The following is a 24,962-nucleotide window of genomic DNA, read 5'->3' on the forward strand; positions in this document are numbered from 1 at the left end:
GCTGCACACCGCCATAGATGATCGGTTCGGTGTAGCCGCAGCACAGCGAAAGTGAACCCGGTGAACGGCCGGACTGGGCCGTCACCGTCGTCCAAGCCGTCCCAGTCTCGCAAGCTGCGCCAGCATTTTTGATCCCGAGTCTGCGGATCCTGTGCCGCCTCCGGAACCCGTCTGCCCCATCCCTTGCCGCACTGGCATTTGCTGCACGCCCAAGAACTGCCGCGCCCTGAGGGCTGTGTATTCTGCGCCACTGGCCCCGCCGATGAGGTAGCGATTGTAGGCCTGCTGGCTGCCCATCGCTGCGCGAGCGAAGCTGTATCCGCCACCGAGGCCTCCGGAGAGGGCAGGCATCATGATGTTGCCGGAGATCGCGCGGACAATGAAGGGTGTTGCGATGATGAAGCCCTTGGCCATGAGGACCATCATGAAGAAGGGGAGAAGGGCACCAATGTTGGAAGCCCCTTCCGGATCACCCAACTCGCCGATGAGAGCTGAGGCCACCCCTGTAATGGTCGCGAAGACCCCTGCGATCACGATAGGGTAGATCGCGAATGAGATAAGCGCGGATAACCAGCGCGCGAAATAATCCTTGGTGACCTCGAAGAGGGTCAGGAAAATCATCACCGGGGCGATCCCGATCAGAAGCGCGATCATCAATCGGGAGGCCACGAGGATGAAGGCGGCCAGTCCGCCGAGGATCGAGAGCAGAAGCACTCCGACGATGTCGAGCATGGCGCCAGCCATCCAATTCAGCTCGGACCCGGCGGCATTCAGGTAATCGCCGAGCTCGGCGATCAGCCGGTCGAATTCTTCAGCGAAAGTTCCAGAAGGCCCCGGGCTGCCGCCGCCGACGGAGGCCACGAGCGCGCCCGCGATACTGTCGATCCCATAGAGAATAGCAGACGAGAACGCGTTGAACTGCATCCAATTGGTCGCGAATATCCCGATGAGCCCAATCTTGACCGCGAGCCAGAAGGCTGTGTGCCCATCCATGGCCCGGTATTGATAGATCATGTTGATTCCGACGAGGATCACCACCAGCGTTGTCCCCAAAACCAGGAGCGTGCCGACCGTTGCCGCAACCGCACCAAACTGGGTCTCAGCGGCGGTGTCGAGATAGGCTTGGGAGGTTTCAACGAAATAGGTGACGACGCTCATCGCGGGGCTTCCTTACCAATTGCCCGCGACGTCGCAGATGGCCTGGGCTTCGGGACGGGCGGCGTTGGCGTGGCGGTTGTAGGCGTCCGAGGCTTGCAGCATTTCCCATCGTTCGTCGCTCGCGTAGCTCTCATGAAACACGGCCTCGGCTGCGTCCCAAGAGGGGAACCGGGTCGCGCAGTCGCAGTTGCCGATCTCGACGACCCGCTCGAGATTCTGGGCGCGATAGATGTCCTGAACCAGAACCCGCTGATAGGCTTGGCGCAGGGGGATCTCCTGCATCCACAAGGGTTCAGCGGGCCGGTCCGGACAGACGTCAAAGCTGCGATCGAGGGTCGGCACGAGATCGCGCTCAGCGAAGGCGGGTGCCAACGTCAGGCCCAAGACCAGCGCAGTCAATACGAGGGTGCAGCCCGCCTGCCTCATGCCGTGGCTCCGGCGGGTGTGGTCTCACGCTTCAGGAAGACCGTGTGTCCCACATTGGCGAATTCCGAGGAGCTGATCGACACCACCTCCCAGCCTTCCGCACCTTTGGCATTCAGGCTGGCCTGCATGTCGGCAAGGCTGGTTTTTCGGGCCATGGGAAAGGACAGGATATCGTATTCAAAGGTCTTCATGGGGAAATTCCAATCTCAGTTGCGCCGGGGAGGTAGAATTCGGTGATGCCGCGTTTGCCGTCATGGCGACCGGCCTGGATGATCACGTCGATGGAATTCTCGATGTACTGGATCATGTCGGCATAGGTCATCGGGATCTCGGTCTTTAGTGCTGCGATCGCGAGGCGCTGCACGGCAAGTTGGGGAGTTTCGGCATGCAGCGTGGTCATCGAGCCGCCATGGCCGGTGTTGATGGCTTCCAGAAAGGTCATGGCCTCCTTGCCGCGCACCTCGCCCAGGATGATCCGGTCGGGGCGCATGCGCAGCGTGGCGGTGAGAAGCACATCGGCGGTCTGGAATTCTGCGTCGCGATTGGCGATGAGGGTCACGGCATTTGGCTGGGTCGGCAGAAGCTCGGCGGCTTCTTCGATGGTCACGATGCGTTCCTCGGCCGGTACGTGAGAGAGGATCTTGCGCGCGGCTACGGTCTTTCCGGTGGAGGTGCCACCCGAGACGATCATGTTCAGCTTGTTCTCGACGCAGAAGGTCAGAGCATCGTCGATGACGCCTGCAGCGACCACCTCGCGCAGTTCCCGGGTTTTCTCAATGCGGAGTTCTTCAAGCTTGCGTTCTTTGCCGTAGAGGAAATCGAGCGCGATCCCTTCGAGCGGCAGGCTCGAGAAGAACCGTAGGCTGATCGACATGGCGGAGAGCACGGCGGGCGGGGTGATGACCTGTGCGCGGATAGGGCGGCCCTTGTAGGTGATCGAGACCGAGACGATGGGGCGGTCCTTGCTCATTGTGGTATTGGCCGAGGAGGCGATCTGGTTGCCGAGGTCTTTGACTTCCGTCGTGGTCAACGCCTGGTCCAGCCTCCGCATGAAGTGATCGCCCCGGAATTCTCCCCAACAGCTACCGTCAGGGTTGATGCAGATCTCGATGACATCGTCGCGTGCGGCGGCATCGATCCGGTCGAGCGAGGTTTCGAGATAGCTCAGCGACATGGGCTCAGAATATCTCCAGATCGCGGTCGACCATCACCGTGACGCGCGCGCCCTGATCGACATAGATAATGGGGCCGATGGAGAGGTAGTCGCCAATCACAATGTCCGTGGCATCGGCGAGATCATCGCCCACGTCTTCGAGCACGTCCGCGGCGGTCTCATCCTGCACGTTTGCAGCGGCGGCGCTTGGGGCCGCTGAGATCAGAGAAATCAACGCCGCAGAGCCGAAGCGTTCATCGAAGCGGGTATCGACAAAGCCGGTCACACCTGAGCGACCCAGTTCATCGCCCCCGAAGGAGCTGATCTGGATCGTCTGGTTGTCGGGCAGGATGATCCGATCCCAGGCGATGGTGACCCGGCGCTGCGCGATATCGACGCCAGAGCGATAGCGCCCGATCAGGCGGGACCCGCGCGGAATGAGGAGGCGTGAGCCATCGAAACTGAACACGTCTTCGGAAACAAGGGCCCGGGTCTGGCCGGGCAGAGAGCTGTCGAGGGCGGTTTCCATGACGGCTTGGATCATGGTGCCCTGTAGAATCGTGTTGGAGGGATTGGCGATCACCTCGGCCTGCGTCACCGTCGAGGGCAGCGCCCCGTTCAGCACGAAATCCGTCACCTCGCCAAAAGTGCGTTCTGTCAGAGCCGTTTCATTCGCTCCGGAGGCACCGCCAAACGCGATGGTGGGCGAGGTGATGCGCCGCTCCTGGAAGGCGCGTTCCTCCGCGGCGCGGCGCTCCAGCTCGGCCATGCGCCGGGCTTCTTCCTCGCGGCGCAGTCGCTCTTGCTCGCGTGCGCGCAGCTCATCTTCCGTGGGGCCCACTGGCGCGGGTTGCGGTCGGCTGGCCTCGAGTTGGGCCAGTTCCAGATCCATGCGGAGTTGCTCAAGGCTGCGATCCCGCGCCGTCAGTTCGTCCTGAAATCGTTGCTGTGCGGCTTCCGAGGCGGCTTGTAGCGCCGCAATCTGAGCGGTCAGCGCGTCAATAGCCTCTGCGGCGGCGGTGTCTTCCTCGACAACTGGTTCAGGGGCGTTGCGCAACTCCTCGATCTGAGCCTGCAGGGCGCTGATCTGCGCCAGAAGCTCCGCGTTGGGCTCGACTGGATCCGGTCCGACAAACACAACCTCGGGCTCGGGCGGGGGCAAGGTCTCGATAGCGCCAAAGCCGTCCCCCTCGTTTTGGAAGACGTCCGGGGTGGCCGTCGGCAAGGCTTCCTCTTCGTCGGGCTGTGAGAGGAGATAGAGCAGGGCACCACCTGCGCCGATGACGAGGACCACGATCAGCGCGAGAAGGGGCGACCGGCGCTGCGACGCCGTGGGGGCGCGGGCACTGCCTTTCTCAAGGGCGGCGAGGCGTTTTTCCAGCTCGGTGTTCCCGGTATCGCTCATGAGGTGGCCTCCGCGGGCGGGATCGCCTCGATGCAGACCACCTCTTCGCCAAGTCGCAGGACCCATTGGCGGTTCACGCCGCTGACGCGGATCACGCCGTCTTCAGGAGTTTGCGTGTTGACCGTGCGCTCGCGGCCGCCCGCGTAGCGGAAGATTGCGGGCACAGGCGCGTTTCTTGGAAACGCGAAATACGTGAACGTCCCGTCATCCCAGATGCGGGTTGGCGTAAACTCGGTCCGCGCGCTGGCACCGTAATTGTAGTTTGGCGCTTGGGCGGCGATGGCTCGAGTCGGGCGCCCAGCGTCATCAGGATAGCGGAACTGCACCACATAGAAGGTCGGGCTGCGAACCTCCTCGACGTTGAGATAGTAGCTGCGCCTGTTCGTGTAGACGGTCACATTGGTATGGACCCCGCGCGCGACGGGCTTGATTGCAAATGCCTGGCCTCCGGGCACGCCATCGATCTCGAAGCCCTCGGTGTCGCCCGCGATGATCGAGCGGATGCTTTCACCCTCGCCGAATTCGACCGTGGTGACATGGGTAAGCGAGACGCTGAGACGGTAGACCTGACCTTCTTGATATGTTGCCAGCCGCACGCGGCTGTCATTTGGACCACCGCGCGGGATCGCTTCGGCAAAGGCAAGGGCAGGCAGCAAAACAAATATGGCAGCACCAAATAACTTATTGATCAAACTAATTCTCCAATCTGTCGGAACGGATGGAATATTCGAGGACCGTGAAGCCGAAAGGGTTGGTCCAGACCTCGTCGATGGAGCGGCGGGTCTCGGGGCGGAACTCGAAGAGAAGCGTGGCGGTGAAGAGCCCGGTCTGGACGCCATTGATGGATGTCAGACGTTTGCGCAGGCGGACCGTGGCGCGGTTGGTGCCGATGCGATTGATGCTGAGGATCTCCACATCGAGCCGGGCATTCGGGCCGTAGACTGTCGGCGGGTAGTTCTCGTTGGCGCTGTTCCAGATCTGGCGTAAGCCACTCTCGGCCGCCCGATCCGATCGGCGCAAGACGCTTCGGATGCGCAGATCGTTGTCGAGCTGGTTATAGACCTCCCGGTCGGTCACATAGCGGAAGACCTCCGCCTCGATGATCGCTTGGTTGGCGGTGACGGATGTGGCCCCAACGGACGCCTCGGGCAGGGCAAAACCAGTGGCGGGATCATACGGGACAACGACGGGGGGTGGGTCGACATCGAGGATCGAGACTGCTGCTGCGCTCAGACAGCCGATGATGCCGAAGACAAGACCTGTCAGACCAAGGCGTTGCCAGAGTTGTTCGCGGCGCAAGGCACCGTAGACCAGTTCTTCCTCGATGATTTCTTGTTCAGTCGCCACCCGTCATGCCCCCACGATCAGTCTGCCTGGAGGTCCGGTAGCGTGAAATCCATGAAGCGCTGTTCCTCGGCGATGGTGGCGGCGTCGATCACGCCGCCGGTGCCGTCACCCACGGTTTGAATCGCTTCCAGTTGCCACATCGCCACGAGGGCGATGGCCAATTCAGCGGTCACGCGCGTGTTGAGATCGATGCTTTCCTTGAGTTCGTCCATGTCGTCGATAAGCCCCACAAGACGGTCGACCCGCTCGAGCGATTGGCCGGCATCTTCATAGCTGTTCTGGGCGGCGGCTGAGACGAGCGCGCCGGTTGTTGCCTGCGTCGCCACGCGGTTGGCCCCGGAATTGCCGCTCGTGGCCATTTCCGAGAGCGTGTCTTCATCGAAGCCGAGATCGGCCAGCACCCGGTCCATCTGGGTTTCGATCTCGCCTGCGCCGGAGCCGGAGAGGCCAGAGAAGTCTCCGGTCTTGATCGCCTCAATCGTGGCGAGGATGTCCCCGAACTCCTGGTCGAGCAGACCGTTCAACTCGTCTTCCATTTCCGTGCGGATGATTTCCGGCAATTCGGCCAGGCGGGTCAGGGCTTCATATGTTCGTTGCAGCTCCGCAAGTTGTTCCGTGAGTGTGGCAAGCTGTTCGCGGAGCTGCGTCAGCTGCTCATTCTGCAGGATCTCGTCTTCGATCATCTGCCGGAGCTGATGGATGTTTTGCGCGATGTTCTGGGTGTCGACGACCGGTACACCTTGTGCTGCGGCAGGGGGTATGGCGCCGAACTGCAAGCCAACCCCAAGTGTTGTGGCCAAAGCTGTCCTCAAGAGCAGATGTCCCATCATTCAATCTCCCTGATCGTGAAATCCATGAACGCGCCCTCGGCCATGCGGGCGCTGGCCTGTGCCAGCTCTTCGGCAGACAGCACGCGGGTTCGCGCCGCCTGTAGCCGGATGCGTGCGGCGACAAGGCGCACGAGTTCGGCGCGCGCATAGGTGTTGAGCGCGATGCTTTCCTGCACATCCTCGGTTTCAGAGATCCGCTCGACGATGTCCGCGATGCGCAGGGCGCCCTGTCGGATCGCGGTGGGCGAATTGTTGCCATAGAACGCCGCGCCATGCCCGGTGATCGAGAGGTTGGCATTTGCCAGTAACGCGGGGTCGATCGTGCCAAGCGCTTCGATCCCCCCGATACGGGTCAAATAGAGGTTATAGCGTTCGGGGATGACCTGAACGTAGGCTCTAGTCTCGCGGAAGGGTGGCACGCCCCCATATTCGAACACGCGACCGGGGCCGGCGTTGTAGGCCGCGAGGGCGTTGATGATATTGCCGTCAAAGGTGTTGAGCTGGGCCGCCAGATACCGCGCGCCACCATGCACCTGCAGGTAGGGGCTGTCATAATATTCCGGGTTGATACCAAGATCGCTGGCGGTGCCGGGCATGATCTGGGTGAGACCATAGGCGCCGACGGGAGACCGTGCCCCAATCGTAAACCGGCTTTCCTGCCAGATGAGGGCTTGCAGCAACGCGCGCCACTGGACGGGCGAGAGCCCTGCGCGGCCAACTCCCGCAAAGCCGCTGGTCTCTTGGGCGACCCGGATGATGAGCTGCTCGATGTTCTCAGACGCATCCCCGAACATCTGCGCACCGCCGGGATTGGGATCGATTTCTCCCGTGCCATAGACGGCTTCCACGGCGCGGTGGGGATCGCCGCTGCCGCTTTCCAGCCCCGAGACCATGGCGGGCAGGCCCTGACCGCCGAAGCTGGTCTGGGCATTGAGGATGCGTCGGAGGGTTTCCAGCTGCTCCCGTTCGATCTCGGCGATGAGTTCGCGCACGGCAAGCTTGTCGGCCTGAACAGCCAAGTCTGCCTCGCGATCACCCGTTTCTACGATATCGCGTGCAGTCAGCCCGCTGTCATTGGTTGGCACGCCTTGGGACAGGGCGAGACCGGGCAACAGGCAAAGCGCCAGGATATGGGGCAGCCTAGACGTCAACGTCACCCTCCGGTGCGCCGAGGGGCGTGAAGCTGCAATCCGGCGCGACGGGTGCCGTGGACGCAAGGAATGTGAAGCAGTTCGCCTGCGGCTCCCGGTACTGGGTGCAGGAGGCCAGCGCGCCGAGCGCAGCCAAAGCGATAAGAATACGGATCATGAAAGTCTCCAGAAGTCCGGGCGGTTGCGGTAATCGGATCCGACGAGCGCCTCGCCTTTCTCCATGCCGCCGAGGATGGTGAGATTGGGCCCGAGGGCGCTAAGACCTGCATCGACGACGATGGAGCCCTGGTCATCACGGATCAGCGCAAGGCGGCTGTCGCTCCCGGTGTTGAGAAGCACATCGAGTTCCTTCTCATAGAGATTGAGCATCGCGTAATCGGCGGCATGGGCGCGGATGTTTGGGAGCAGGATCTGCGTCGGCACGGCCTCGATGATGGTCTTGCCCGTGCGCGTGCGCTCCAATTGGCTCGCGTATTGCGTCATCATCACCGCGACGGTGTTCTGCTTGCGCGCGGTCACCAGCCAGTTCGAGAGCCGTTCGGCGAAATACGCATTGTCAAGCGCCTTCCAGGCCTCGTCGATCACGATGATGGTGGGGCGGCGGTCCTCGATCTCGCGCTCGACCCGGCGGAAGAGATAGGAGAGGACGGCCATCCGTTCTTTCTCGGCCTCGCTGTCGAGAATGCCGGTGAGATCGAACCCGACGACATCGCCTTCGAGCGAGAACGTGTCTTCCAGCGTCTGCCCGAAGATCCAGCCATAGCGGCCCTCTTCGGTCCACTCGAGCAAACGCTGGTGCAGATCGCCGCCATCGTCGGTGGAGACAAAGAGCGATGCGAAATCCCGCCAGTTCCGTAGGGCCGGGTTTGTGGCCTGCGCGTTCTGGCGCACGACTTCCTGGATGCGGTTGGTCTGCGCAGGGGTCAGAGGCTTGTCGGCGCGGTAGAGCAGTGTGGTGAGCCAGTCCGAGAGCCACGCGGTGCCCCGCGCATCGGTCTCGGTCCAAAGTGGATTGAGACCGGTGGGCTGGCCTGCTTTCAGGGAGGCGTAGCGCCCGCCATTGGCGCGGACCGCCATCTCCATACCGAGACGGTAATCGAAGACGAAGATCCGCGCCCCTGCTCGACGGGCTTGCGTCATGAGAAAAGCGGAAAGCACCGACTTGCCGGATCCGGGCCGTCCCATGATCAAGGTATGCCCGCTGGTGGGTTCTTTCTTGGGGCTGCCTTGCTCGTGATAAGAAAACCGGTAAGCGCTCTGTTCGGGCGTGGGCAGATAGGTGATGACCTTCCCCCAAGGGGTTTTCTGAGCAGGTTTGCCGAGCTGCGTCCGATGAAACGCCGCGAAGTCGGCGAAATTACGGTTGGTGATCGCACTGGCACGCACGCGTTTCGGCTGGTTGCCGGGATGCTGACTGAGGTAGTGGGCTTTGGCCGCGACCCGCTCGCCGATCATCTTCACGCCTTCGGCGGCAGCGGCGTTGACGATCTCGGCGCTGAGCGTTTGCAACTCGTCCAGCGTATCGCAGAAGATCGTCACCACCATGTGGTGCTCGCCGAAGCTCTGGCGTTTGGCCTCCAGATCATCGGCGGCGATGTCGAGCGCTTCCATCAGCGACAGGGCCGCGTCCTGGGAGGCCTGCATCTGGCGCTTTTGCCGCTTGATGCGGCCTGCCATGAGGTTCGAATTGATCGGCGTGAAGGAATGGGTGACGATCATGTCGACCGGCAGGTTCAGCATGTCGAAAACGGTGCAGGAGGTGCCTTCCGAGTATTCCCCGATGGTGAAACTCTTGCCGTAGCGGTGTCCCACGACGCCTTCGGAGAGCTCGAAGTGATCGCCTTGAAACGTCACTCGCGTGTTGGCGACGTTGAAGGACAGGAAGCCATAGGTGTTCGCCGGATAGAGCGGCAGTTCCTGGCCAGTGTTGAGGGCCCCCAGAAAGCCGATCAACTCGCCGGACTTGGCCGAAAGCACACGTGGATTCAGCTCCGTCAGGCCAGACAGGAACACGTTCACGGCCTCGCCCAATCGGCGAAGGCGCTTCTCGGTCGCTTCCTTGAGGCGATCCGGCGCGCTGCGGTTCAGGAATGGCAGGACGCTTTTTGGAGGCGGGCGATGGATGATCGTAAGGGTGAGCGTCTTGTCGCGCAGCCCGCTGGTCTCTAGCTTCTTGCGCCAGAGCCGGTCGACTTCTCCCGCGAAACTGTCCTCGCGCAGCGGCTCGAGGTCCGGCGTGATCGCCTTCGAGACCTTATGGACGTAATAGCTGAACTCCGGCCCCAATTGCGCAATGATCCGGGCAAAGAGCGCGGTCACCTTGTCGAGATAGGCGTCATCGGTCGTGTAGCTATTGACCCCGTCGAGCCGGATGCACTGGAAAAGCTCGTTGACCCGGGTCCGCACGGTCTGGTCATCGACGAGGCTCACATAGGGCAGCATGTGCGCGAGGCGGGTCTCGTGCGCGTACCAGTCCGGCGTCATCGTGCGGAGATCAAGCGCGGCTTCACGGGGCATAGCTGTCCCCGCCGTGGATGGAGCGGTTCCGCGTGGGCGGCGTCTCTTGCAGCGCCGTCATCATCACGTCGATGAAGCGTGGGTCCCAATCCGCAGCCTTCCAGAGCACCGGGTAGAGCAGGGCCGCCACACCCAGCACCGCGATGTGCTGGACCCAGACGAACAAGAGCACCGAGCCGAAAAGCCAGACCATCGCGTACATGATGGGCAGGCCCAGAAGCTTGGGCGGGCGCACGAGGCCGAGAAAGAGAGGCGAGCGCTCAGCCACCGGCGAAAACTGCGGCAACGATAGTGGGAGCGGCGGCAACACCGGCAATGCCGACGAGAACCCAGAGGGCCTGTCGCAGATCGATGATATTGAAGAACCAGCTGAGGAACACGCCCAGAACGGCGAGTGTGGCGATCACGACGCCGAGCGGGCCGGTCAGCGCATCAACGATGCCCTGCAACAGGCTCTGAATCGGGGAAAGATCAATGCTTTGCGCAAGCGCAGGCTCAGCGAATACCAGAAAGAGCGCCAGCGAGGCGACAAAGAGGTGTGAAATCCAACTTGTTTGGAAAAAGCGGTATCGCCAATGCACTGCCGCGCTGCGCGCTCTCGTGACATTGCCGATAAGTGTTTTTAGGAATGATTTCCAAAAAGGCTGGGACATCATGAATTTGATCCTTCCAATCGGGCTACGACGGCCATGACGCGGGCCACGTGGTTCTGGGTTTCTCGGTAAGGGGGAATGCCGTCATACTGGCGGACCGCATCGGGTCCGGCGTTGTAGGCTGCGAGGGCGAGACGCGGATCGCCGAAGGCCCCCAGCATCATCGCGAGGTAGCGGGCGGAGCCGTCGAGGTTCTGCAGCGGATCACGCGGGTCGACGCCCAGATCACTGGCCGTGGCGGGCATTAACTGGCCAAGGCCAATGGCACCTGCACTTGAAATCGCATTCTGCCGATAGGCGCTCTCAACCTCGATATTGGCTCGATAGAGAGCCAGCCAATCCGTCACGGAAAGCCCCGCGCGACGCAGGCCGGGATGGCCGGCATAGCGCAAGGCCGTGGTCTGAATCCCAGAGAGAACATCGGCGCGGGGCAGGGGAGTCAGGCGGGCAAAGGCCGCAACTTGGACGCCCTCTTGCTCGGACTTTACCTCGCCGAGGATCGCGATCCCATCGGAGGCCGAACCCTGACCAATCCCGTCATTGTAGTTTCGAGCAAAGCTGCTTTGGGAGCGCGACGGGGTAAGAGAGCCGTCGCTATCCATGACCAGGACTATTTGCGCGGAGGCTGGCATGGCGACCAGCCAGAGGCAGACGAGGTTAGTTGTCAGCGCCCTTGTCTGATGGGGCTTTGTCTGGCGGGGCGAGTTTATGCGTGCGGCTTGTTCCCGCCTCAAGCGGCAGGTCGACATGCGCAAAACCAAGGCCAATGAAGAAAGACACCACGCCGGAGACCGTCTTGAACTCGCGGATCTTGATATCGTTGTAGGTCGTCCGCGTGCGGGCGGTGACGAGGAGCTTTTCCACCCCGTCATCAGAGACAACACGCATAATCCAGACCCCGTAATAGCTGGGGCCTTTCTTATGTGCCGTCTCCTGGCACAGGATTTCTGCACAATAGCCGCTTTCCACGAGTTCGCGGAACCTGGCTTCCGTAACCACATTTGGTGCTTCGATGTCCCAGTTCATGGCCCGGCTCACGCTTTCTTCAATGGCGCGACCCTAGGCATTTTCACTTGAAGCCCAGAGTTACGATAGTATACTTTCAACCGCAAGATGTAATATCATGCATCAGCTGTAGTTTAGTCACGCGGACACTAGTCACGGCTAGTGTCCGCGATCAAGGAGATAACAGGTTTGACAAACCCAAGGTTGACTGGACTGCTGCCATTGCAATCTGTGGTCCCTCTGATCTGCGTTCCCGGGCTGGTTTTGGCGGAATCCTGCTTCGCCCCAACCCGCCCTTTTCTACCAAGCGATTCGCTGGCGGCGCGGGAATATGCGGACATCATCCGTGGCGATTTCGAAGATTACATCCAGGATATCCAGAACTACTTCCGTTGCCTCGACGGTGAACGGGCCCGTGCCTTCGAGGAAGCGCGCGAAGTCAGCGAGGACTATGGCCGATTTCTGCAATTGGTAGGGGATTGATGGGCGACCTCGGGAGCATCAGACTTGCAGCCCATGGAAACCAGACGCCGATAACGCCCTCATATATCTACTTTTTAGATAACAGATTTCATCCGCTAGCGACGTTACAAAAGGTATGTGACGCGTGGCAAAGACAATCAGAAGCACGGGACAGGTGGCACTCTGCCAAGCGTTGGTCGACGCCCGAATCAAGGCAGGCCTTGGACAGGCTGAATTGGCGACTAAGCTCAGATGCCACCAATCCCTCATTGCCCGCCTTGAAAGCGGCCAGCGCCGGGTCGACGTCGTCGAGCTGGTTGTCCTCGCCCGCGCCATCGGCTTTGACCCCTATGAGGTTCTCGGGATCGTTGAAGCCGCCACGGAGCCCGACCATAGGATTTGAGAGCAATGCAAATTTGGGGCGTACCGCTTTGGATGTCCCTTCGTGAAATCCGCTACCTCAAGGAAGAGCAGTTAGCCAACATCCACCAATTGCGTCATGCTGTGCAGGCGAAGCCTGAGAACACGATGCCGCGATTGCAGCGCCAAAGTGCAGGAAGTCAGTAAACAGTGGACGATGATAATGGTGAAGGCGTCGCGATTGCCAATCTGATCGGGACCGACGGGCGCAGCGTTGTTGGTTGGGTTTATAGCTGGACTACAGGCGCGCACGCGGTGATGTGGGACGTCCATGGACCCCAGCCGGTATCAAAAATCCGGCCGGATATAAGTGACGAACAGAAGCAAGAAATCGACTTCGAGGCGCTCATGCGGATCGGAAGAGACGAGGGCGGGTGAGGAGGGCTACCCTGCGGCGTTTGCCGAAATGCCGAACCGTACTGCGACGACTAACGCGCGAGGTGGCATTGCACATGTCCGCGAAACCAATCTTACAGTCCGAGCCATTTCGCGTAAGTTCAGTAGTTCACCTGTTCAAAGCCGTAGTTGCCCTCGTAGTCACGCCAGTCGACGAAAACGGATTGATGATAGATACTGGGGCAATTCTGGCCCCATCGTTCGAGACCGGCATGGGCGGCTGGTAGGGCGGTTATGGAGGACCTCTGCCAGGCGAAGTCACCTTGCGTTCCATATGTGCCGAGGACCACGGTGGCACTACGGTTGCAATCGCCGTCGCGTCCGGATTCGTGCTGTCGCGCATACCGGACATCAAAGACGCGAATGGACTGCACGAAGTTGAACTCAGGTCCGCTGATATCGATGTCCGCGCGATCTTGAACGAGCCGGAGGGCCTGCTCGGCGGGAACAAGGTAGTCCGGGGCTTCTGAGGTGCGCCAAGCGGCCGCAATTGGGTCAGCGGTATCGCGCGCTGGATAGGATTGTCGCAGACCAGTGCTGTTGTACTGGAAGAACGCTTCAAAGATGCGGTCTGAACTGTTTGGTGCTGGAGCGGTCTCAAAGGAAGCGCCCATAGGGCAGCGCCAGATTTGAAGCGGAGGTTCCACCGGCCAAGGCGTAATTCGTCGGATGAATTCGGCGCGTGCTCGGGCGCAAGGAACGGAAGCAGGCCAGCCGCCAGACAAGCACAAGAGGATCGCGCAATCGATCGGGTATGTCTGCGCGCGAGCGGGCATCGGCAGCAAAGAACTTGTCACAGTCAAAGCGACTGCGACCGACGGGAGGAGCTTCTTAAATAGATGACGCATGCTGAGGGCCCTCTGTGACTAGGCTCAGCATATCTACGATAATATACTATCGCAACACTAAGATTTTGGACCGGTAAGAGTTATTATGTAATATATTGGCAGTATCAATCAGCTTTCCTTCGCTAATCAGCAATCCAAGCTTGACCTTCCCGTTGCTGGAAGCCCCATCTTAGGAGTTGGCATCATTTTGGAGGGCTAGAGCATGATACAGGTAACAGAACCGCACCCGCAAGAGCGGTCATCCGATCAGGCCAAGGATCCAGTTTGCGGCATGTCCGTCACTATGTCTCCGGAGGCCCGTCAGGCAAATTATGACGGTGAAACCTTCTACTTCTGCTCCGATAAGTGCCAGACCAGGTTCGAGGCCGATCCGATCTACTATGCCTCAGGTACGGCATCGGATCACAGCATGACCCCGAAAGCCGGGACTCAGTACACCTGCCCAATGCACCCCGAGATAGTTCGTGACGAGCCCGGCGCCTGTCCGATCTGCGGCATGGCGCTTGAACCGATGGTGCCGTCGGATGAACCCAGCGAAGAACTGACCGACTTTACCCGCCGAATGTGGATCAGTGCCGCCGCGGCCGTTCCTTCTGGTTATCTTGACTATGGGAGAGCTGGTCGGTCTGCCGGTCCGGGACTGGATCGGGCATCAACTGGCGACATACCTCGAGTTCCTGTTGGCGACGCCGATCGTGCTGTGGGCGGCGAAGCCGTTTTTCGTGCGGGGTTGTGCGTCGATCGTGAACCGCTCACCCAACATGTGGACGCTGATCGCGATTGGTGTCGGCGCGGCATATCTCTATTCGCTGGTCGCCACGTTCCTTCCTGGTGTGTTTCCGGACGAGTACCGAATGGGCGCGGGTGTCGGCACCTATTTTGAAGCTGCCGTCGTCATCATCACTCTGATTTTCGTCGGGCAAGTACTGGAATTGCGGGCGCGGGAACGGACCGGCGATGCCATCCGGGCGCTGCTCGATCTGGCCCCGAAAACCGCGCGACGCATTCTGCCCGACGGTACGGAATACGACGCACCGCTGGAAAACATCGTTGAGGGAGATCGCCTGAGGGTTCGCCCAGGTGATGCGGTCCCCGTTGACGCCAAGGTTGTTGACGGAACGTCATCCATCGACGAGAGCATGATAACCGGCGAGCCGTTGCCGGTCGAAAAAGGTCCGGGCGATACGGTCACCGGCGGCACAATCAATAAGATCGGCTCCCTTGTCATAGAAGCCGCCCGTGTAGGTGCCGACACGATGCTGAGCCAGATCGTCGAGATGGTCTCGAACGCGCGGCGATCCCGTGCACCGATCCAGGGGCTCGCGGACCAGGTTTCTTCCTATTTCGTGCCGACCGTTGTCGTGGTCGCCATCCTTTCCTTCGCCGCTTGGCTCGGCTTCGGGCCCGAACCGGCACTCGTCTTTGCTATCGCCTCGGCGGTGTCAGTGCTGATCATCGCCTGCCCCTGTGCTCTGGGTCTGGCGACCCCGATTTCGATCACGACGGCCGCAGGTCGCGGTGCGCAGGCGGGTGTCCTGATCAAGGACGCCGAAGCGCTGGAACGCATGGCCAAGGTCGATACGCTGATCGTCGATAAGACCGGCACCCTGACCGAAGGCAAGCCGACGCTAACCGATGTGAACGCTTTGGACGACGAGTCCGAAGAAACCATTCTGACCCTCGCGGCTGCCTTGGAAAAAGGCTCCGAGCACCCGCTGGCGGAGGCCATCGTCGAAGGTGCGAAAGAGAGAGGTATCAAAGTCGGCAATGCCGAGAACTTCGAAGCCGTGACCGGCAAGGGTGTGAGCGGAACCGTCTCGGGCCGCGCCGTCGCGCTTGGTAACACCGCGATGATGCGCGACATGTCCCTCGACACCTCCGCAGCAGAGGAGGCAGCAGATGTTCTGCGAAGCGAAGGCAAGACGGCCATGTTCGTGGCCATAGAAGGAAAACTGTCCGGCATCGTCGCCGTCGCCGACCCGATCAAGGAAACGACGGCCGAGGCCATCAAGCAATTGCACGAGGCGGGCCTGCGGATAATCATGGCTACGGGTGATAACGAACGCACAGCAAGGGCCGTGGCGCAGCGTCTTGGCATCGACGAAGTACGAGCCGGCGTTCTCCCGGAAGACAAAAAGGCACTGGTGGACGAGCTCCACGCGAATGGCAAAAAGGTCGCCATGGCCGGCGATGGTGTCAACGACGCGCCTGCCCTCGCTGCAGCGGATGTCGGCCTTGCAATGGGTACGGGTGCGGACGTGGCGGTTGAAAGCGCGGGCATCACTCTCTTGCGCGGCGATTTGAACGGTATCGTCAAGGCACGGACGCTGGCCGTGGCGACGATCCGTAACATACGCCAGAACCTGTTCTGGGCCTTTGCCTACAACACGCTCGGTGTGCCCTTAGCTGCGGGCGTGCTCTACCCGGTATTCGGGCTGTTGATGTCGCCCATGTTCGCCGCCGCCGCAATGAGCCTCTCGTCGGTCTCGGTCATCGCGAACGCGCTCAGACTAAGGCGATTGAGGCTTTAGACGATCCGCGTATTGAGCGTGAAGCTGGACGACACTTCTATTTCAGCAAAACGTGTATTGCTGATCTATGAGAACTTCAGCATAGTATGTTGCATGTTATTCAAAACGCGCCTTTTTCTGGTTGCTCTGTTGGTTGGCGCTGTTCTGGTGCAAATCAATCTTGCGTCCATTTCAAGCGTGGACCCAGCGCCTGAAATGGCCATGCAGAGCGATTGCTGCCCGAGTGATTGTCCGGATATGCCGGAATGCGATGCTGCCTGCATTTCCACGACGCAATGTCGTGTGGTCCCGATCGTGGCCGGGCTCGAACGGGTGATCCTGGCGAACCTGCCTCGCTCCGGACGTGCCGGGTTCTTGCGGACCGAGGCGACGGCGATCCTGCAACACGCGGACGGCGGATTGCAAAGACCGCCCAAGGCATAGCGGTTCTGGTGCTTGTCGCACCAAAAGCCGCGCGCCGATGTAACGTTTAGACCAGTTCCAGGTCGATACGATGGTCGGCGTTCCCGTTGCCCGTCAATACAGGCGTATCATGCCCCGTTATATTCACAGCGCCCTTGCTGCCCTCGTGGTCGCAGCCCAGCTTTCCGTGCCGGTGGCACAGGCCGCTGCATCTGATTACATTCTCGTTCTTGTCGAGACGACTTATGCCTTCGGAGACGATGCGGTTCTAGAAGTTCGTCTGATTGATACCCGCACCAATGCGCCCGTGGAGGGCGCCGTCATCTTTGCCACAAGGTTGGATATGGCGCCGGACGGGATGGAGACGATGACTTCACCGGTCTTGGCGTTACCCGGCGAAGAGCCGGGTCTCTATCGCTTCTCTGCCGATCTGACGATGGACGGAAACTGGCGCTTTTCCGTTGCGGCCAAGGTGCAGGGCGAGATGGAAACCGTTCAGGCACAGATCGTGATCGAGGTACAGCCATGAGCGCCTTTGGCAAACTGGTGCTGATCGCCGTCGTTGGCAGCGCGGCTGGATGGGTTGGCCTTGCGGCGGGCGGCAAAGGCTGGACGCCTGCGATGCTGACGGATGTGGCGCAGACGCAGCTCACAGCACTTTTGGGACGTAGAGCTGATGCGATGCCGGCCGAAATCCGATCGGCGATGGGCCCGATTATCTACTATCGACACCCTGACGGTCTTGCCGAGTGGTCCGCGGTGCCGACCGACACCGTCGATGGCAAGGCGTTTCTGCCGGTGCTGGCAAGCGAAGATGTGTCGTTTGACCCAGAGGCGCCCAACCCCCTAGAGGCGAAAATTGGCGAACGAACCGTTCTCTACTACCGGCATCCGATGGGCCTGCCCGATACGTCGCCGGTGCCTAAGCAGGATTCCATGGGCATGGACTACCTTCCCGTTTTTGCCGATGAGGCAAAAGATGCCGGATCGGTGACGGTATCGCCCGGCAAACTACAGCGCACCGGCGTACGTACGTCAGTTGCGGTGCTCAAGCCCATGGCAATGACGGTGCGAGCGCCGGGGATCGTCGCGCTGGATGAGCGTCGGGTAAGCGTCATTTCATTGCGTGCAGATGCTTTCATCGAAGAAGTTGAGGATGTAACGACCGGATCAATCGTTGAAGCGGGCGAACCGCTGGCGATGCTCTATTCTCCGGATATCGTCTCGGCGGCCGCACAGTATGTTTCGGACCTGCGAAGTGGTGAAGGGCGCGTGGAAGGCAGCCGTCAAAGGCTGGCAAACCTGGGAGTTCCCGTGTCAGTGATCGACAAGATCGCGGCGGACAGGCGTGCGCCGGTGCAAATCAGCCTGATGGCACCGCGGTCGGGCGTGGTTCTGGAAAGAATGGCCGTCGAAGGCATGATGTCCGAGGCTGGCGAAACGCTGTTTCGTATTGCCGATACCTCGGTTGTCTGGGTCTTTGCGGACGTGCCGGAATCCGCTCTGATCGGCCTTGCGGACGGAAACGCGGCCACGATCACCTTTCCCGGCCTGCCGGGCGAAACCTTCAGCGGCTTGATCGACAAGATATACCCTGAGGTCGATATGCAGACCCGAACTGCACGCGTCCGCATCGATCTGCCCAATACTGAGGGACGCCTGCTGGTCAACATGTTTGCTGATGTGGCTTTGGCGACGGGCGACGGCGCGCCCGTGGTGCAAGTGCCGGAAACGTCAGTGATCGACACCGGCGATCGCCAGGTGGTGATCCGGGACATGGGAGAGGGTAAATTCGCGCCGCAGGATGTGGTCGTGGGGCGACAGGCCTCCGGAATGGTGGAAATCCGCGAAGGTATTGCCGAGGGCGACCGGGTCGTCACCACCTCGACCTTTCTGATCGACGCGGAAAGCAACCTGAACGCCGCCCTGGCTGCGCTGGCCTCCCCGGAGGCAAGCGAATGATCGCGCGTGTCATCGAATGGTCCGCCCGGAACCTTGTTCTGGTGTTCTTTGCCACGGCCCTGATCATCGCCGCCGGGGTCTGGTCACTGCGCAACTTGCCGATCGACGCTATTCCCGATCTGTCGGACGTGCAGGTGATCGTGCTGACCGACTACCCGGGCCAGGCCCCTCAGGTGGTGGAGGACCAGGTCACTTATCCGCTGACCTCGGCCATGCTGACGGTGCCGCGATCCCGCGTCGTGCGCGGGTTTTCGTTCTTCGGCATTTCCTTTGTCTACATCATCTTCGAGGACGGCGTTGACCCGTACTGGGCGCGGTCGCGCGTGCTGGAATACCTCAACGCCGCAGCGGCTCGCCTGCCGGACGGGGTGACACCAGCCCTTGGTCCGGATGCGACGGGGGTGGGCTGGGTCTACCAATATGCGATCACCGGCGAGAACCTGAGCCTTGCTGAATTGCGGTCGTTGCAGGATTGGGTAGTGCGTTTCGGGGCCAGCCGTGCAGAGGGCGTGTCCGAAGTGGCCAGTGTCGGTGGCTTCGTTAAGCAATACTCGGTCACAGTTGACCCGGTCCGGATGCGCGCGCAGGGGATCACGCTGTCTGATATCGGCAAGGCCATCTCCGAGAGCAACATGGACACCGGCGGGCGCACGGTGGAGCTGTCCGAGTTCGAATTCATGGTGCGCGGACGCGGCTATCTGGCGGGGACCGAGGATATCGGCAACATCACCCTGCGCAGCATTGGCGGGGTGCCGATCAACCTGAAAGACGTCGCACGGATCGAAATCGTCCCCAGCGAACGCCGCGGCATCGCCGAGTTGAACGGTGAGGGCGAGGTCGCCAGTGGTATCGTGCTTCAGCGGGTGGGTGCCAATGCGCTGGATGTGATTGAAAACGCCAAGGCAGAACTGGACGTGGTGGCCCAAAGCCTGCCGGAAGGAGTCGACATCGTGCCGGTCTATGACAGGTCCGACCTGATCCTGTCGGCAATCGAGACGTTGAAAACAACGCTGCTCGAAGAAAGCCTTGTCGTGGCGGGGGTAACGATCATTTTTCTGTTGCACGTCCGCTCCGCCCTCGTGGCGATCATCATGCTGCCTGTCGGATTGCTCATGGCCTTCACGGCAATGAAATTTCTCGGGATCGGGGCCAATATCATGAGCCTCGGCGGCATTGCCATCGCGATCGGCGCGATGATCGACGCGGCCATCGTGATGATCGAAAATGCGCACAAACACCTCGAACGGGCCGCCCCTGACAAGCCACGCATCCAGGTGCTGATCGAAGCGGCAAGCGAGGTCGGCCCCGCGCTGTTCTTCAGCTTGCTGATCATCACTGTCTCGTTTCTGCCAATCTTTTCGCTTGAAGGACAGGAGGGACGCATGTTCGGCCCGCTCGCCTACACCAAAACCTTCTCGATGGCGGCAGCAGCGTTCCTGTCGGTGACGCTGGTGCCTGCGTTGATGGTGGTTTTCGTGCGGGGTCGGATCATCCCTGAACACAGGAATCCGGTAAACCGCGTGCTAATCGCGGTCTACCGCCCGATTATCAGCGCCGTGTTGAAGGCCAAGAGCCTTACGATCATCGTGGCCATTGCGGCACTGGTAATCACCATCTGGCCCGCGCGCCAGCTGGGGTCTGAATTCATGCCTGTCCTGAACGAGGGCACGCTTATGTACATGCCGACCACGCTGCCCGGGCTTTCGGTCACCAAGGCCGCCGAGCTGATGCAGACCCAGGACCGCATCATCAAGACCTTCCCCGAAGTGTTGTCGGTTTTCGGCAAGGCAGGCCGCGCGCTGACTGCGACCGATCTAGCACCGACGGAGATGTTCGAGACGATCATCCAGCTCCGCCCGGAAGACGAATGGCGTCCCGGTGTCACCATCGAAAGCCTGCGGCAGGAAATGGATGCCGCGCTGCAATTTCCCGGCGTGTCGAACGCCTGGACGATGCCGATCCGGGCGCGAATCGACATGTTGTCCACCGGCATCCGCACACCAGTGGGGATCAAGGTCTTCGGTACCAGCCTGACCGAGATGGAAAAGGTAGCCCGTGAGGTCGAAGCCGTCGTGCGCACGGTGCCAGGAACGACCAGCGCCTATGCCGAACGGGTGATTGGCGGCTATTATCTGGACATCACGCCCGACCGCGCTGCCCTTGGCCGCTACGGTCTGTCGGTGCAGGATGTGCAGGAGGTGATCGGCATGGCATTGGGGGCCAAGGCCATCACGCAGACCGTCGAGGGCCGCGAGCGCTACGACGTCGCAGTGCGCTATCCGGCGACACTGAGGTCCGATCCGGAGGCCATCGGACGCGAGGTTCAAGTGGCGCTGCCGGGCGGTGGCACAATTCCACTCGGGGACGTAGCCACCATCGAACGCACTCGCGGAGCCACGTCGATCCGCACCGAAAACGGACAGCTTGCCGTCTATATCTTCGTCGATATCGTCGGACGCGATCTTGGTGGCTACGTGGCCGAAGCGCAGGCGGCGGTCGCGGCTTCCGTCACCCTGCCACCCGGCTATTCATTGGGCTGGAGCGGGCAGTTCGAGTACCTTGAACGTGCGAAACAGCGGCTGGCCACAGTTGTGCCGTTAACGCTGGCGCTGATCTTTCTGCTGCTTTACCTGAACTTCCGCCGTCTGACGGAAACGCTGATCGTGATGCTGTCGCTGCCCTTCGCGCTGGTGGGCGGCATTTGGCTCATGTGGTTCATGGGCTTCAACATGTCGGTTGCGGTGGCCGTCGGGTTTATCGCGCTGGCCGGGGTGGCGGCTGAAACCGGTGTGATCATGTTGATCTATCTCGATCAGGCGTTGAATGAAGCGCGTGACCGCGCGGGCGGCCGCGACCTGACCCGCGACGAACTCTACGCCGCGATCATGGTGGGTGCAGTAGATCGCGTTCGCCCCAAGATGATGACAGTTGTCGCAATCATGGCCGGCCTAATGCCGATCCTCTGGGCGCATGGAACCGGGTCCGAGATCATGCAGCGCATCGCAGTGCCGATGATCGGAGGTATGGTGTCGTCAACCTTGCTAACCCTGATCGTCATTCCGGCGGTTTATGCCATCATCAAAGGCTGGAGCTTCAAGAAGGCCGGTACAGCGCCTGATTTGGCCCTCGGGCAGGCCGCAGAATAAGGGCAACAGCATTAAGGAGGCATTGGGAATCGAGATGAATGCTTGAAACCTATGGCGTCAGAGCGACTTCAACGACGCGAGTGGTGGTACTGCCGTCCGCGCCGCTGATTGGTTGCGTCCAGGCCACAAACGCCCCGGTTCCGCCAAGCGCCATCCTCGGAAAACCGACCGAACCGCCGCCTCGATTGATGTGGAGCGCCTGAGGCGCGACACATCCGGCATCTGGCGTTACGTGGCACATGACGATCGCTTCACCGCCTCCCACATATTCGATCCAGAGCGCCAATGCGCTGCCATCTGCAAATTGCAGGACGTCCACCCGACCTGCGGCTGCGCCGAGGTCAATGCGGAGCGGTTCGTCGAACTGCGCACCGCCATCGTCCGAAAAGGCGATACGAACCTTCGGCTCGTTCTCGGCTGCCGTGAACCAGATAACGGAAATCCTGTCGCCCATGGTATCAATGGCCGGGCCATTGACGGGGCATCCGGCGATTTCCCATCCGTCGTTATGGATCGTGGCGGGCTCCGTCCACTCCCCGTCGGCCTGCCGGACAGCCGATATATCGCGAATTTCATCGGCGGTTCTGTCACGATAGACCGCCACGATGTCGCCTGATGCAGTCCGCGTTGCAGAAGTCTGGCAACAGGTACAGGTGCGCACATCCAACAGGCTTTCTGGCTGCATCGTTCCGTCAAAGTTGATCTGCCGCGCGCGCAACTGCATCGTATTTTCGAAGCTGTCGCCTTCTGTCTGACTGCCATACTCCCGGCCATCCAGCCACAGCGCCGTCAATCCACCAAATTGGTCGGGTACCAACGAAACAAAACCATGCTCACGTTGAGACCTGTCATCGTGAGGGACAATCGAGTCAGTCCAGCTTCTGCCTTCATCTTTGGAAAAAGCGATTTTGACGTCGTATTGGTAATCGCCCGGTCCATTCAGCTCTAACCATTGTGCCGCCAAACCGCCACCAGCAAGCGCCACTACCGAAGGGAAGTCGGCCCAGTTGATGTAAATCTTTGACGATACATTAATTGTGCGGACGTCCGACCACTCACTGCCGTTGAGGATGGCCATGCGAACTTCCGCTTCGGTTCCGCTTTCTTCGGTCCAGCTCAGTAAAACCCTGCCATCCGACAAGGGTGCGAGTGATGGTTCGCGCGCATTGATGCCAACCGGTGATCCGCGGTCGGTCAATCTGAATAATCCGGTTTCCTCCGCGTATGATGCGGTGGACGAAGCGAGCAATGCACCAAGGATCAGAGTCGATGCAGCAGAACATTTACTCATGAACAGAATTTTCCCACCGTTATTGTTTTTCTGTGGCAAACCAAATGCTGATTGACCGTGCGCCAACTCCCCTTCTTTTGACCGACGAAAGTGCCTAGTCAATTCCGTTGGCCCGCTGCAAAGCTCGAATGTACGCCACGATAGCAAGGATGTCTGAGCGCGTCACGCCTTCAACCGCTGGCATGTTGCCAAATTCCCAGTGGTGCGCCCGAACTCCATTCTGCGCTGCAAGGACAAACGCCATGTCGCCGTGGTGGCTGGGTTCATAAATCTTGTGAACAAGCGGAGGAGCGACGCCATCTTGGCCCTGCGCGTTTCGACCGTGGCAAGCGGAACAGACCGCATCATAAGCGCTTGCGCCGATTTGCTCCTGCTCTGTGAAACTGTTTGGTAGCTTGACAGTAGCGAGAGCACCCGCGGAAAGCGCGATGCCCTCCTCCCTCTGGACGCCCGTCCGAGAGTGGCTCGGTTGCACAATGAACCATACTGCTGCAACGACGGCGACCAGAGCGAAAAATATCGCTGCCCATTTCATACTATCAAACTCTTTCATGATGTTGCGATGGCCCCTGCCTTTTTAGAGACGAAGCCGGGTATCTCAGTTGGGCTTGCTCGAATTGACTGACGTCCTGCGGCATGGTGTTGTCTGCTTGAACAATTGCGGATTGCTGGATCGATTTGTTGAAAAAGGTCGTGATTTCGTGGTACCGGATCCGCGTGTCTTCCAGCGTCTGATAGTAATTGAAGAGTTCTTTCAGCGGTGCCGAGAAGTCTTTGTGTGCGGCCAGGACGGCCACCAGGGCACCGAGTGTAATACGCCCTTCGATGACGAAATATCCTCCCAATGAGTAGAACAGGAATGGGGTCAGCGCGGTAAGAAAATTGTTGAGGGCCTTGATGAAGAACTTCAGGCGGAAAATTTTCCTGCGGACGTGCTCAAGCTCTCTAAAACTCGCTCCGGCCGGTAGCAGTCCGGTCGGATTGACCTGCCGTTCATGCAACTGTTCGCTGAGCTGTCTGCCGAGCTGTCGGACTTCCTTGATTCTTGTACGTGAAAGGGCGTTGACACGCCGTTGTAGCTTGGGCAGCAGCACGAGCTGGATTGGCAGCACCGTCAGTGCGGCGGCACCCAACACAGGGTCCTGAACGAACATGAAAAACAGGATCGTCAACAGTGTACCACCTTGTAGGATTGGCAGCGTGAGGACATCTGCCGCGAAGCCACCTATGGGCTCAACTTCCTGTGCGAGAATAGGGACGATTTCGCTCTGGTTCCGGGAGTTGGGATCGCTGCGCCATTGCCGATAGACCAGCAGCCGGAAGCGCCGCAGAAAACGCTCAGCTACAAATCCCTTGAACACGTTAAGGCCATATTTGTTTAGCCCATTCAGGATGATCGCCAAAAGGTAGAGACCACAGAGAAGCATTAGGAAAACGACCTGATCGACGTCTCGTCCCAAAACGGCAACGGGGAAACGATCAGAATCCAAAGCGTTGTTTACGATCTGCTTTGGCAGTTCGAGGGTCAAATATAGAATAGGCATCGCGATGAGGCTGACTACAATCATCAATGCCTGCTGCCTTCTGGAGTAGCGCAGGACCGTGCTGAAAAGGCTCCCTTCAAGCCCCCGTATGGGTTCAGGGAGGAACGTGGGGGTGTGACGGCGCTTCCAAAGCTTGAGAATGCCGCGAATAGCAAGATATGAGCCGACAGTGATCAGCAGCGCTGGTGCTAAGACCAGTATCAGATGAATGAACGGGTGAACCCAGTCTGGCGTCGCATCGCTGTAGTCGTACCCGAACGCGGCAGATACGTTGTGTACAAGCAAGTGATACCTGTCCAGGAGTGACATCAAAAA

27 protein-coding genes and 1 pseudogene are annotated in these 24,962 nt (G+C 60.2%); 9 read left to right on the plus strand and 19 right to left on the minus strand.

The genetic code is table 11. The features are described 5' to 3' along the window. Positions 1 to 81: 81 nt before the first annotated feature. The 15 genes from SJY36_RS17580 to SJY36_RS17650 form a co-directional block, all read right to left on the minus strand. Complete coding sequence (locus tag SJY36_RS17580) at positions 82 to 1,158, minus strand: type IV secretion system protein (RefSeq protein ID WP_243252196.1); 1,077 nt, start codon at positions 1,156 to 1,158, stop codon at positions 82 to 84. 12 nt (positions 1,159 to 1,170) lie between these two features. After that, positions 1,171 to 1,584 (minus strand): hypothetical protein, encoded by a 414-nt coding sequence (locus SJY36_RS17585; RefSeq protein ID WP_132998428.1) that lies wholly within the window; start codon positions 1,582 to 1,584, stop codon positions 1,171 to 1,173. Beyond that, entirely contained in the window at positions 1,581 to 1,775 is a 195-nt protein-coding gene (locus SJY36_RS17590) for a DUF4177 domain-containing protein (protein ID WP_243252198.1), read from the minus strand. Before SJY36_RS17590 ends, SJY36_RS17585 begins: the two co-directional genes overlap by 4 nt. Next, positions 1,772 to 2,758, minus strand: a complete 987-nt coding sequence (locus tag SJY36_RS17595; RefSeq protein WP_243252208.1) for an ATPase, T2SS/T4P/T4SS family — start codon at positions 2,756 to 2,758, stop codon at positions 1,772 to 1,774. The genes SJY36_RS17590 and SJY36_RS17595 overlap by 4 nt, the downstream gene beginning before the upstream one ends. 4 nt (positions 2,759 to 2,762) lie before the next feature. After that, a complete protein-coding gene (locus SJY36_RS17600; protein WP_243252209.1) occupies positions 2,763 to 4,142 on the minus strand; it encodes a TrbI/VirB10 family protein in 1,380 nt (459 codons plus the stop codon). Then, positions 4,139 to 4,834 (minus strand): TrbG/VirB9 family P-type conjugative transfer protein, encoded by a 696-nt coding sequence (locus SJY36_RS17605; protein ID WP_132998441.1) that lies wholly within the window; start codon positions 4,832 to 4,834, stop codon positions 4,139 to 4,141. The genes SJY36_RS17600 and SJY36_RS17605 overlap by 4 nt, the downstream gene beginning before the upstream one ends. A gap of 1 nt (position 4,835) precedes the next feature. Next, on the minus strand, positions 4,836 to 5,489 hold the full coding sequence (locus SJY36_RS17610) for a virB8 family protein (protein ID WP_386176758.1): 654 nt from the start codon (positions 5,487 to 5,489) through the stop codon (positions 4,836 to 4,838). Between the two features lie 17 nt (positions 5,490 to 5,506). Next, positions 5,507 to 6,316 (minus strand): type IV secretion system protein, encoded by an 810-nt coding sequence (locus tag SJY36_RS17615; protein ID WP_243252218.1) that lies wholly within the window; start codon positions 6,314 to 6,316, stop codon positions 5,507 to 5,509. Then, positions 6,316 to 7,470, minus strand: coding sequence for a lytic transglycosylase domain-containing protein (locus SJY36_RS17620; protein WP_243252212.1), 1,155 nt, complete (start codon positions 7,468 to 7,470; stop codon positions 6,316 to 6,318). The genes SJY36_RS17615 and SJY36_RS17620 overlap by 1 nt, the downstream gene beginning before the upstream one ends. Next, a complete protein-coding gene (locus SJY36_RS17625) occupies positions 7,460 to 7,627 on the minus strand; it encodes a hypothetical protein (protein ID WP_162840128.1) in 168 nt (55 codons plus the stop codon). The genes SJY36_RS17620 and SJY36_RS17625 overlap by 11 nt, the downstream gene beginning before the upstream one ends. After that, the gene (locus tag SJY36_RS17630; RefSeq protein WP_037941707.1) at positions 7,624 to 9,987 is read right to left on the minus strand and encodes a type IV secretion system DNA-binding domain-containing protein; all 2,364 of its coding nucleotides are present in this window, start codon (positions 9,985 to 9,987) and stop codon (positions 7,624 to 7,626) included. Before SJY36_RS17630 ends, SJY36_RS17625 begins: the two co-directional genes overlap by 4 nt. Then, positions 9,977 to 10,255 carry a type IV secretion system protein VirB3 gene (locus SJY36_RS17635; protein WP_008327373.1) on the minus strand — a complete coding sequence of 93 codons (279 nt, stop codon included), beginning with the start codon at positions 10,253 to 10,255 and terminating at the stop codon, positions 9,977 to 9,979. The genes SJY36_RS17630 and SJY36_RS17635 overlap by 11 nt, the downstream gene beginning before the upstream one ends. Next, positions 10,248 to 10,532, minus strand: a complete 285-nt coding sequence (locus SJY36_RS17640) for a TrbC/VirB2 family protein (protein WP_037941840.1) — start codon at positions 10,530 to 10,532, stop codon at positions 10,248 to 10,250. Before SJY36_RS17640 ends, SJY36_RS17635 begins: the two co-directional genes overlap by 8 nt. 107 nt (positions 10,533 to 10,639) lie before the next feature. Beyond that, positions 10,640 to 11,254 (minus strand): lytic transglycosylase domain-containing protein, encoded by a 615-nt coding sequence (locus SJY36_RS17645; RefSeq protein WP_386176773.1) that lies wholly within the window; start codon positions 11,252 to 11,254, stop codon positions 10,640 to 10,642. A 43-nt stretch (positions 11,255 to 11,297) separates the two neighbouring features. Next, the gene (locus tag SJY36_RS17650) at positions 11,298 to 11,666 is read right to left on the minus strand and encodes a hypothetical protein (protein ID WP_037941710.1); all 369 of its coding nucleotides are present in this window, start codon (positions 11,664 to 11,666) and stop codon (positions 11,298 to 11,300) included. A gap of 210 nt (positions 11,667 to 11,876) precedes the next feature. Here SJY36_RS17650 and SJY36_RS17655 point away from each other — a divergent pair, with 210 nt between their 5' ends. The 4 genes from SJY36_RS17655 to SJY36_RS17670 all read left to right on the plus strand — a co-directional run bounded on the left by SJY36_RS17655 (position 11,877) and on the right by SJY36_RS17670 (position 12,905). Further along, on the plus strand, positions 11,877 to 12,128 hold the full coding sequence (locus SJY36_RS17655; RefSeq protein WP_114865742.1) for a hypothetical protein: 252 nt from the start codon (positions 11,877 to 11,879) through the stop codon (positions 12,126 to 12,128). A 124-nt stretch (positions 12,129 to 12,252) separates the two neighbouring features. Next, the gene (locus SJY36_RS17660; RefSeq protein ID WP_037941711.1) at positions 12,253 to 12,510 is read left to right on the plus strand and encodes a helix-turn-helix transcriptional regulator; all 258 of its coding nucleotides are present in this window, start codon (positions 12,253 to 12,255) and stop codon (positions 12,508 to 12,510) included. A gap of 32 nt (positions 12,511 to 12,542) precedes the next feature. Further along, entirely contained in the window at positions 12,543 to 12,674 is a 132-nt protein-coding gene (locus SJY36_RS17665) for a hypothetical protein (RefSeq protein WP_268874241.1), read from the plus strand. Positions 12,675 to 12,677: 3 nt separating this feature from the next. After that, on the plus strand, positions 12,678 to 12,905 hold the full coding sequence (locus SJY36_RS17670) for a hypothetical protein (RefSeq protein WP_009503808.1): 228 nt from the start codon (positions 12,678 to 12,680) through the stop codon (positions 12,903 to 12,905). Positions 12,906 to 13,024: 119 nt separating this feature from the next. Here the strand turns inward: SJY36_RS17670 and SJY36_RS17675 are convergent, their stop codons facing one another. Beyond that, positions 13,025 to 13,771 carry a hypothetical protein gene (locus SJY36_RS17675; RefSeq protein ID WP_235183684.1) on the minus strand — a complete coding sequence of 249 codons (747 nt, stop codon included), beginning with the start codon at positions 13,769 to 13,771 and terminating at the stop codon, positions 13,025 to 13,027. A 202-nt stretch (positions 13,772 to 13,973) separates the two neighbouring features. Here SJY36_RS17675 and SJY36_RS17680 point away from each other — a divergent pair. From SJY36_RS17680 to SJY36_RS17700, 5 genes and pseudogenes are all read left to right on the plus strand, one after another. Further along, positions 13,974 to 16,302, plus strand: a pseudogene (locus SJY36_RS17680) (heavy metal translocating P-type ATPase). A gap of 12 nt (positions 16,303 to 16,314) precedes the next feature. Continuing rightward, positions 16,315 to 16,725, plus strand: a complete 411-nt coding sequence (locus SJY36_RS17685) for a hypothetical protein (protein WP_132998294.1) — start codon at positions 16,315 to 16,317, stop codon at positions 16,723 to 16,725. Positions 16,726 to 16,834: 109 nt separating this feature from the next. Continuing rightward, positions 16,835 to 17,233 carry a FixH family protein gene (locus SJY36_RS17690; protein ID WP_037941715.1) on the plus strand — a complete coding sequence of 133 codons (399 nt, stop codon included), beginning with the start codon at positions 16,835 to 16,837 and terminating at the stop codon, positions 17,231 to 17,233. Further along, positions 17,230 to 18,666 (plus strand): efflux RND transporter periplasmic adaptor subunit, encoded by a 1,437-nt coding sequence (locus SJY36_RS17695; protein WP_037941717.1) that lies wholly within the window; start codon positions 17,230 to 17,232, stop codon positions 18,664 to 18,666. The genes SJY36_RS17690 and SJY36_RS17695 overlap by 4 nt, the downstream gene beginning before the upstream one ends. Further along, positions 18,663 to 21,812 carry an efflux RND transporter permease subunit gene (locus SJY36_RS17700; protein ID WP_386176759.1) on the plus strand — a complete coding sequence of 1,050 codons (3,150 nt, stop codon included), beginning with the start codon at positions 18,663 to 18,665 and terminating at the stop codon, positions 21,810 to 21,812. The genes SJY36_RS17695 and SJY36_RS17700 overlap by 4 nt, the downstream gene beginning before the upstream one ends. A 49-nt stretch (positions 21,813 to 21,861) precedes the next feature. On the opposite strand, the gene SJY36_RS17705 is transcribed toward SJY36_RS17700, so the two are convergent. From SJY36_RS17705 to SJY36_RS17715, 3 genes are read right to left on the minus strand one after another with little or no spacing between them, the layout of a single operon-like run. Further along, positions 21,862 to 23,169 (minus strand): sialidase family protein, encoded by a 1,308-nt coding sequence (locus SJY36_RS17705; protein ID WP_386176760.1) that lies wholly within the window; start codon positions 23,167 to 23,169, stop codon positions 21,862 to 21,864. Between the two features lie 28 nt (positions 23,170 to 23,197). Beyond that, on the minus strand, positions 23,198 to 23,656 hold the full coding sequence (locus SJY36_RS17710; RefSeq protein WP_235183686.1) for a cytochrome c: 459 nt from the start codon (positions 23,654 to 23,656) through the stop codon (positions 23,198 to 23,200). Next, positions 23,643 to 24,956, minus strand: coding sequence for an ABC transporter transmembrane domain-containing protein (locus tag SJY36_RS17715; RefSeq protein WP_386176761.1), 1,314 nt, complete (start codon positions 24,954 to 24,956; stop codon positions 23,643 to 23,645). The genes SJY36_RS17710 and SJY36_RS17715 overlap by 14 nt, the downstream gene beginning before the upstream one ends. Between the last annotated feature and the right edge of the window lie 6 nt (positions 24,957 to 24,962).

Source organism: Sulfitobacter sp. R86518 (genome assembly GCF_042466275.1).
GTDB lineage: Bacteria > Pseudomonadota > Alphaproteobacteria > Rhodobacterales > Rhodobacteraceae > Sulfitobacter > Sulfitobacter pontiacus.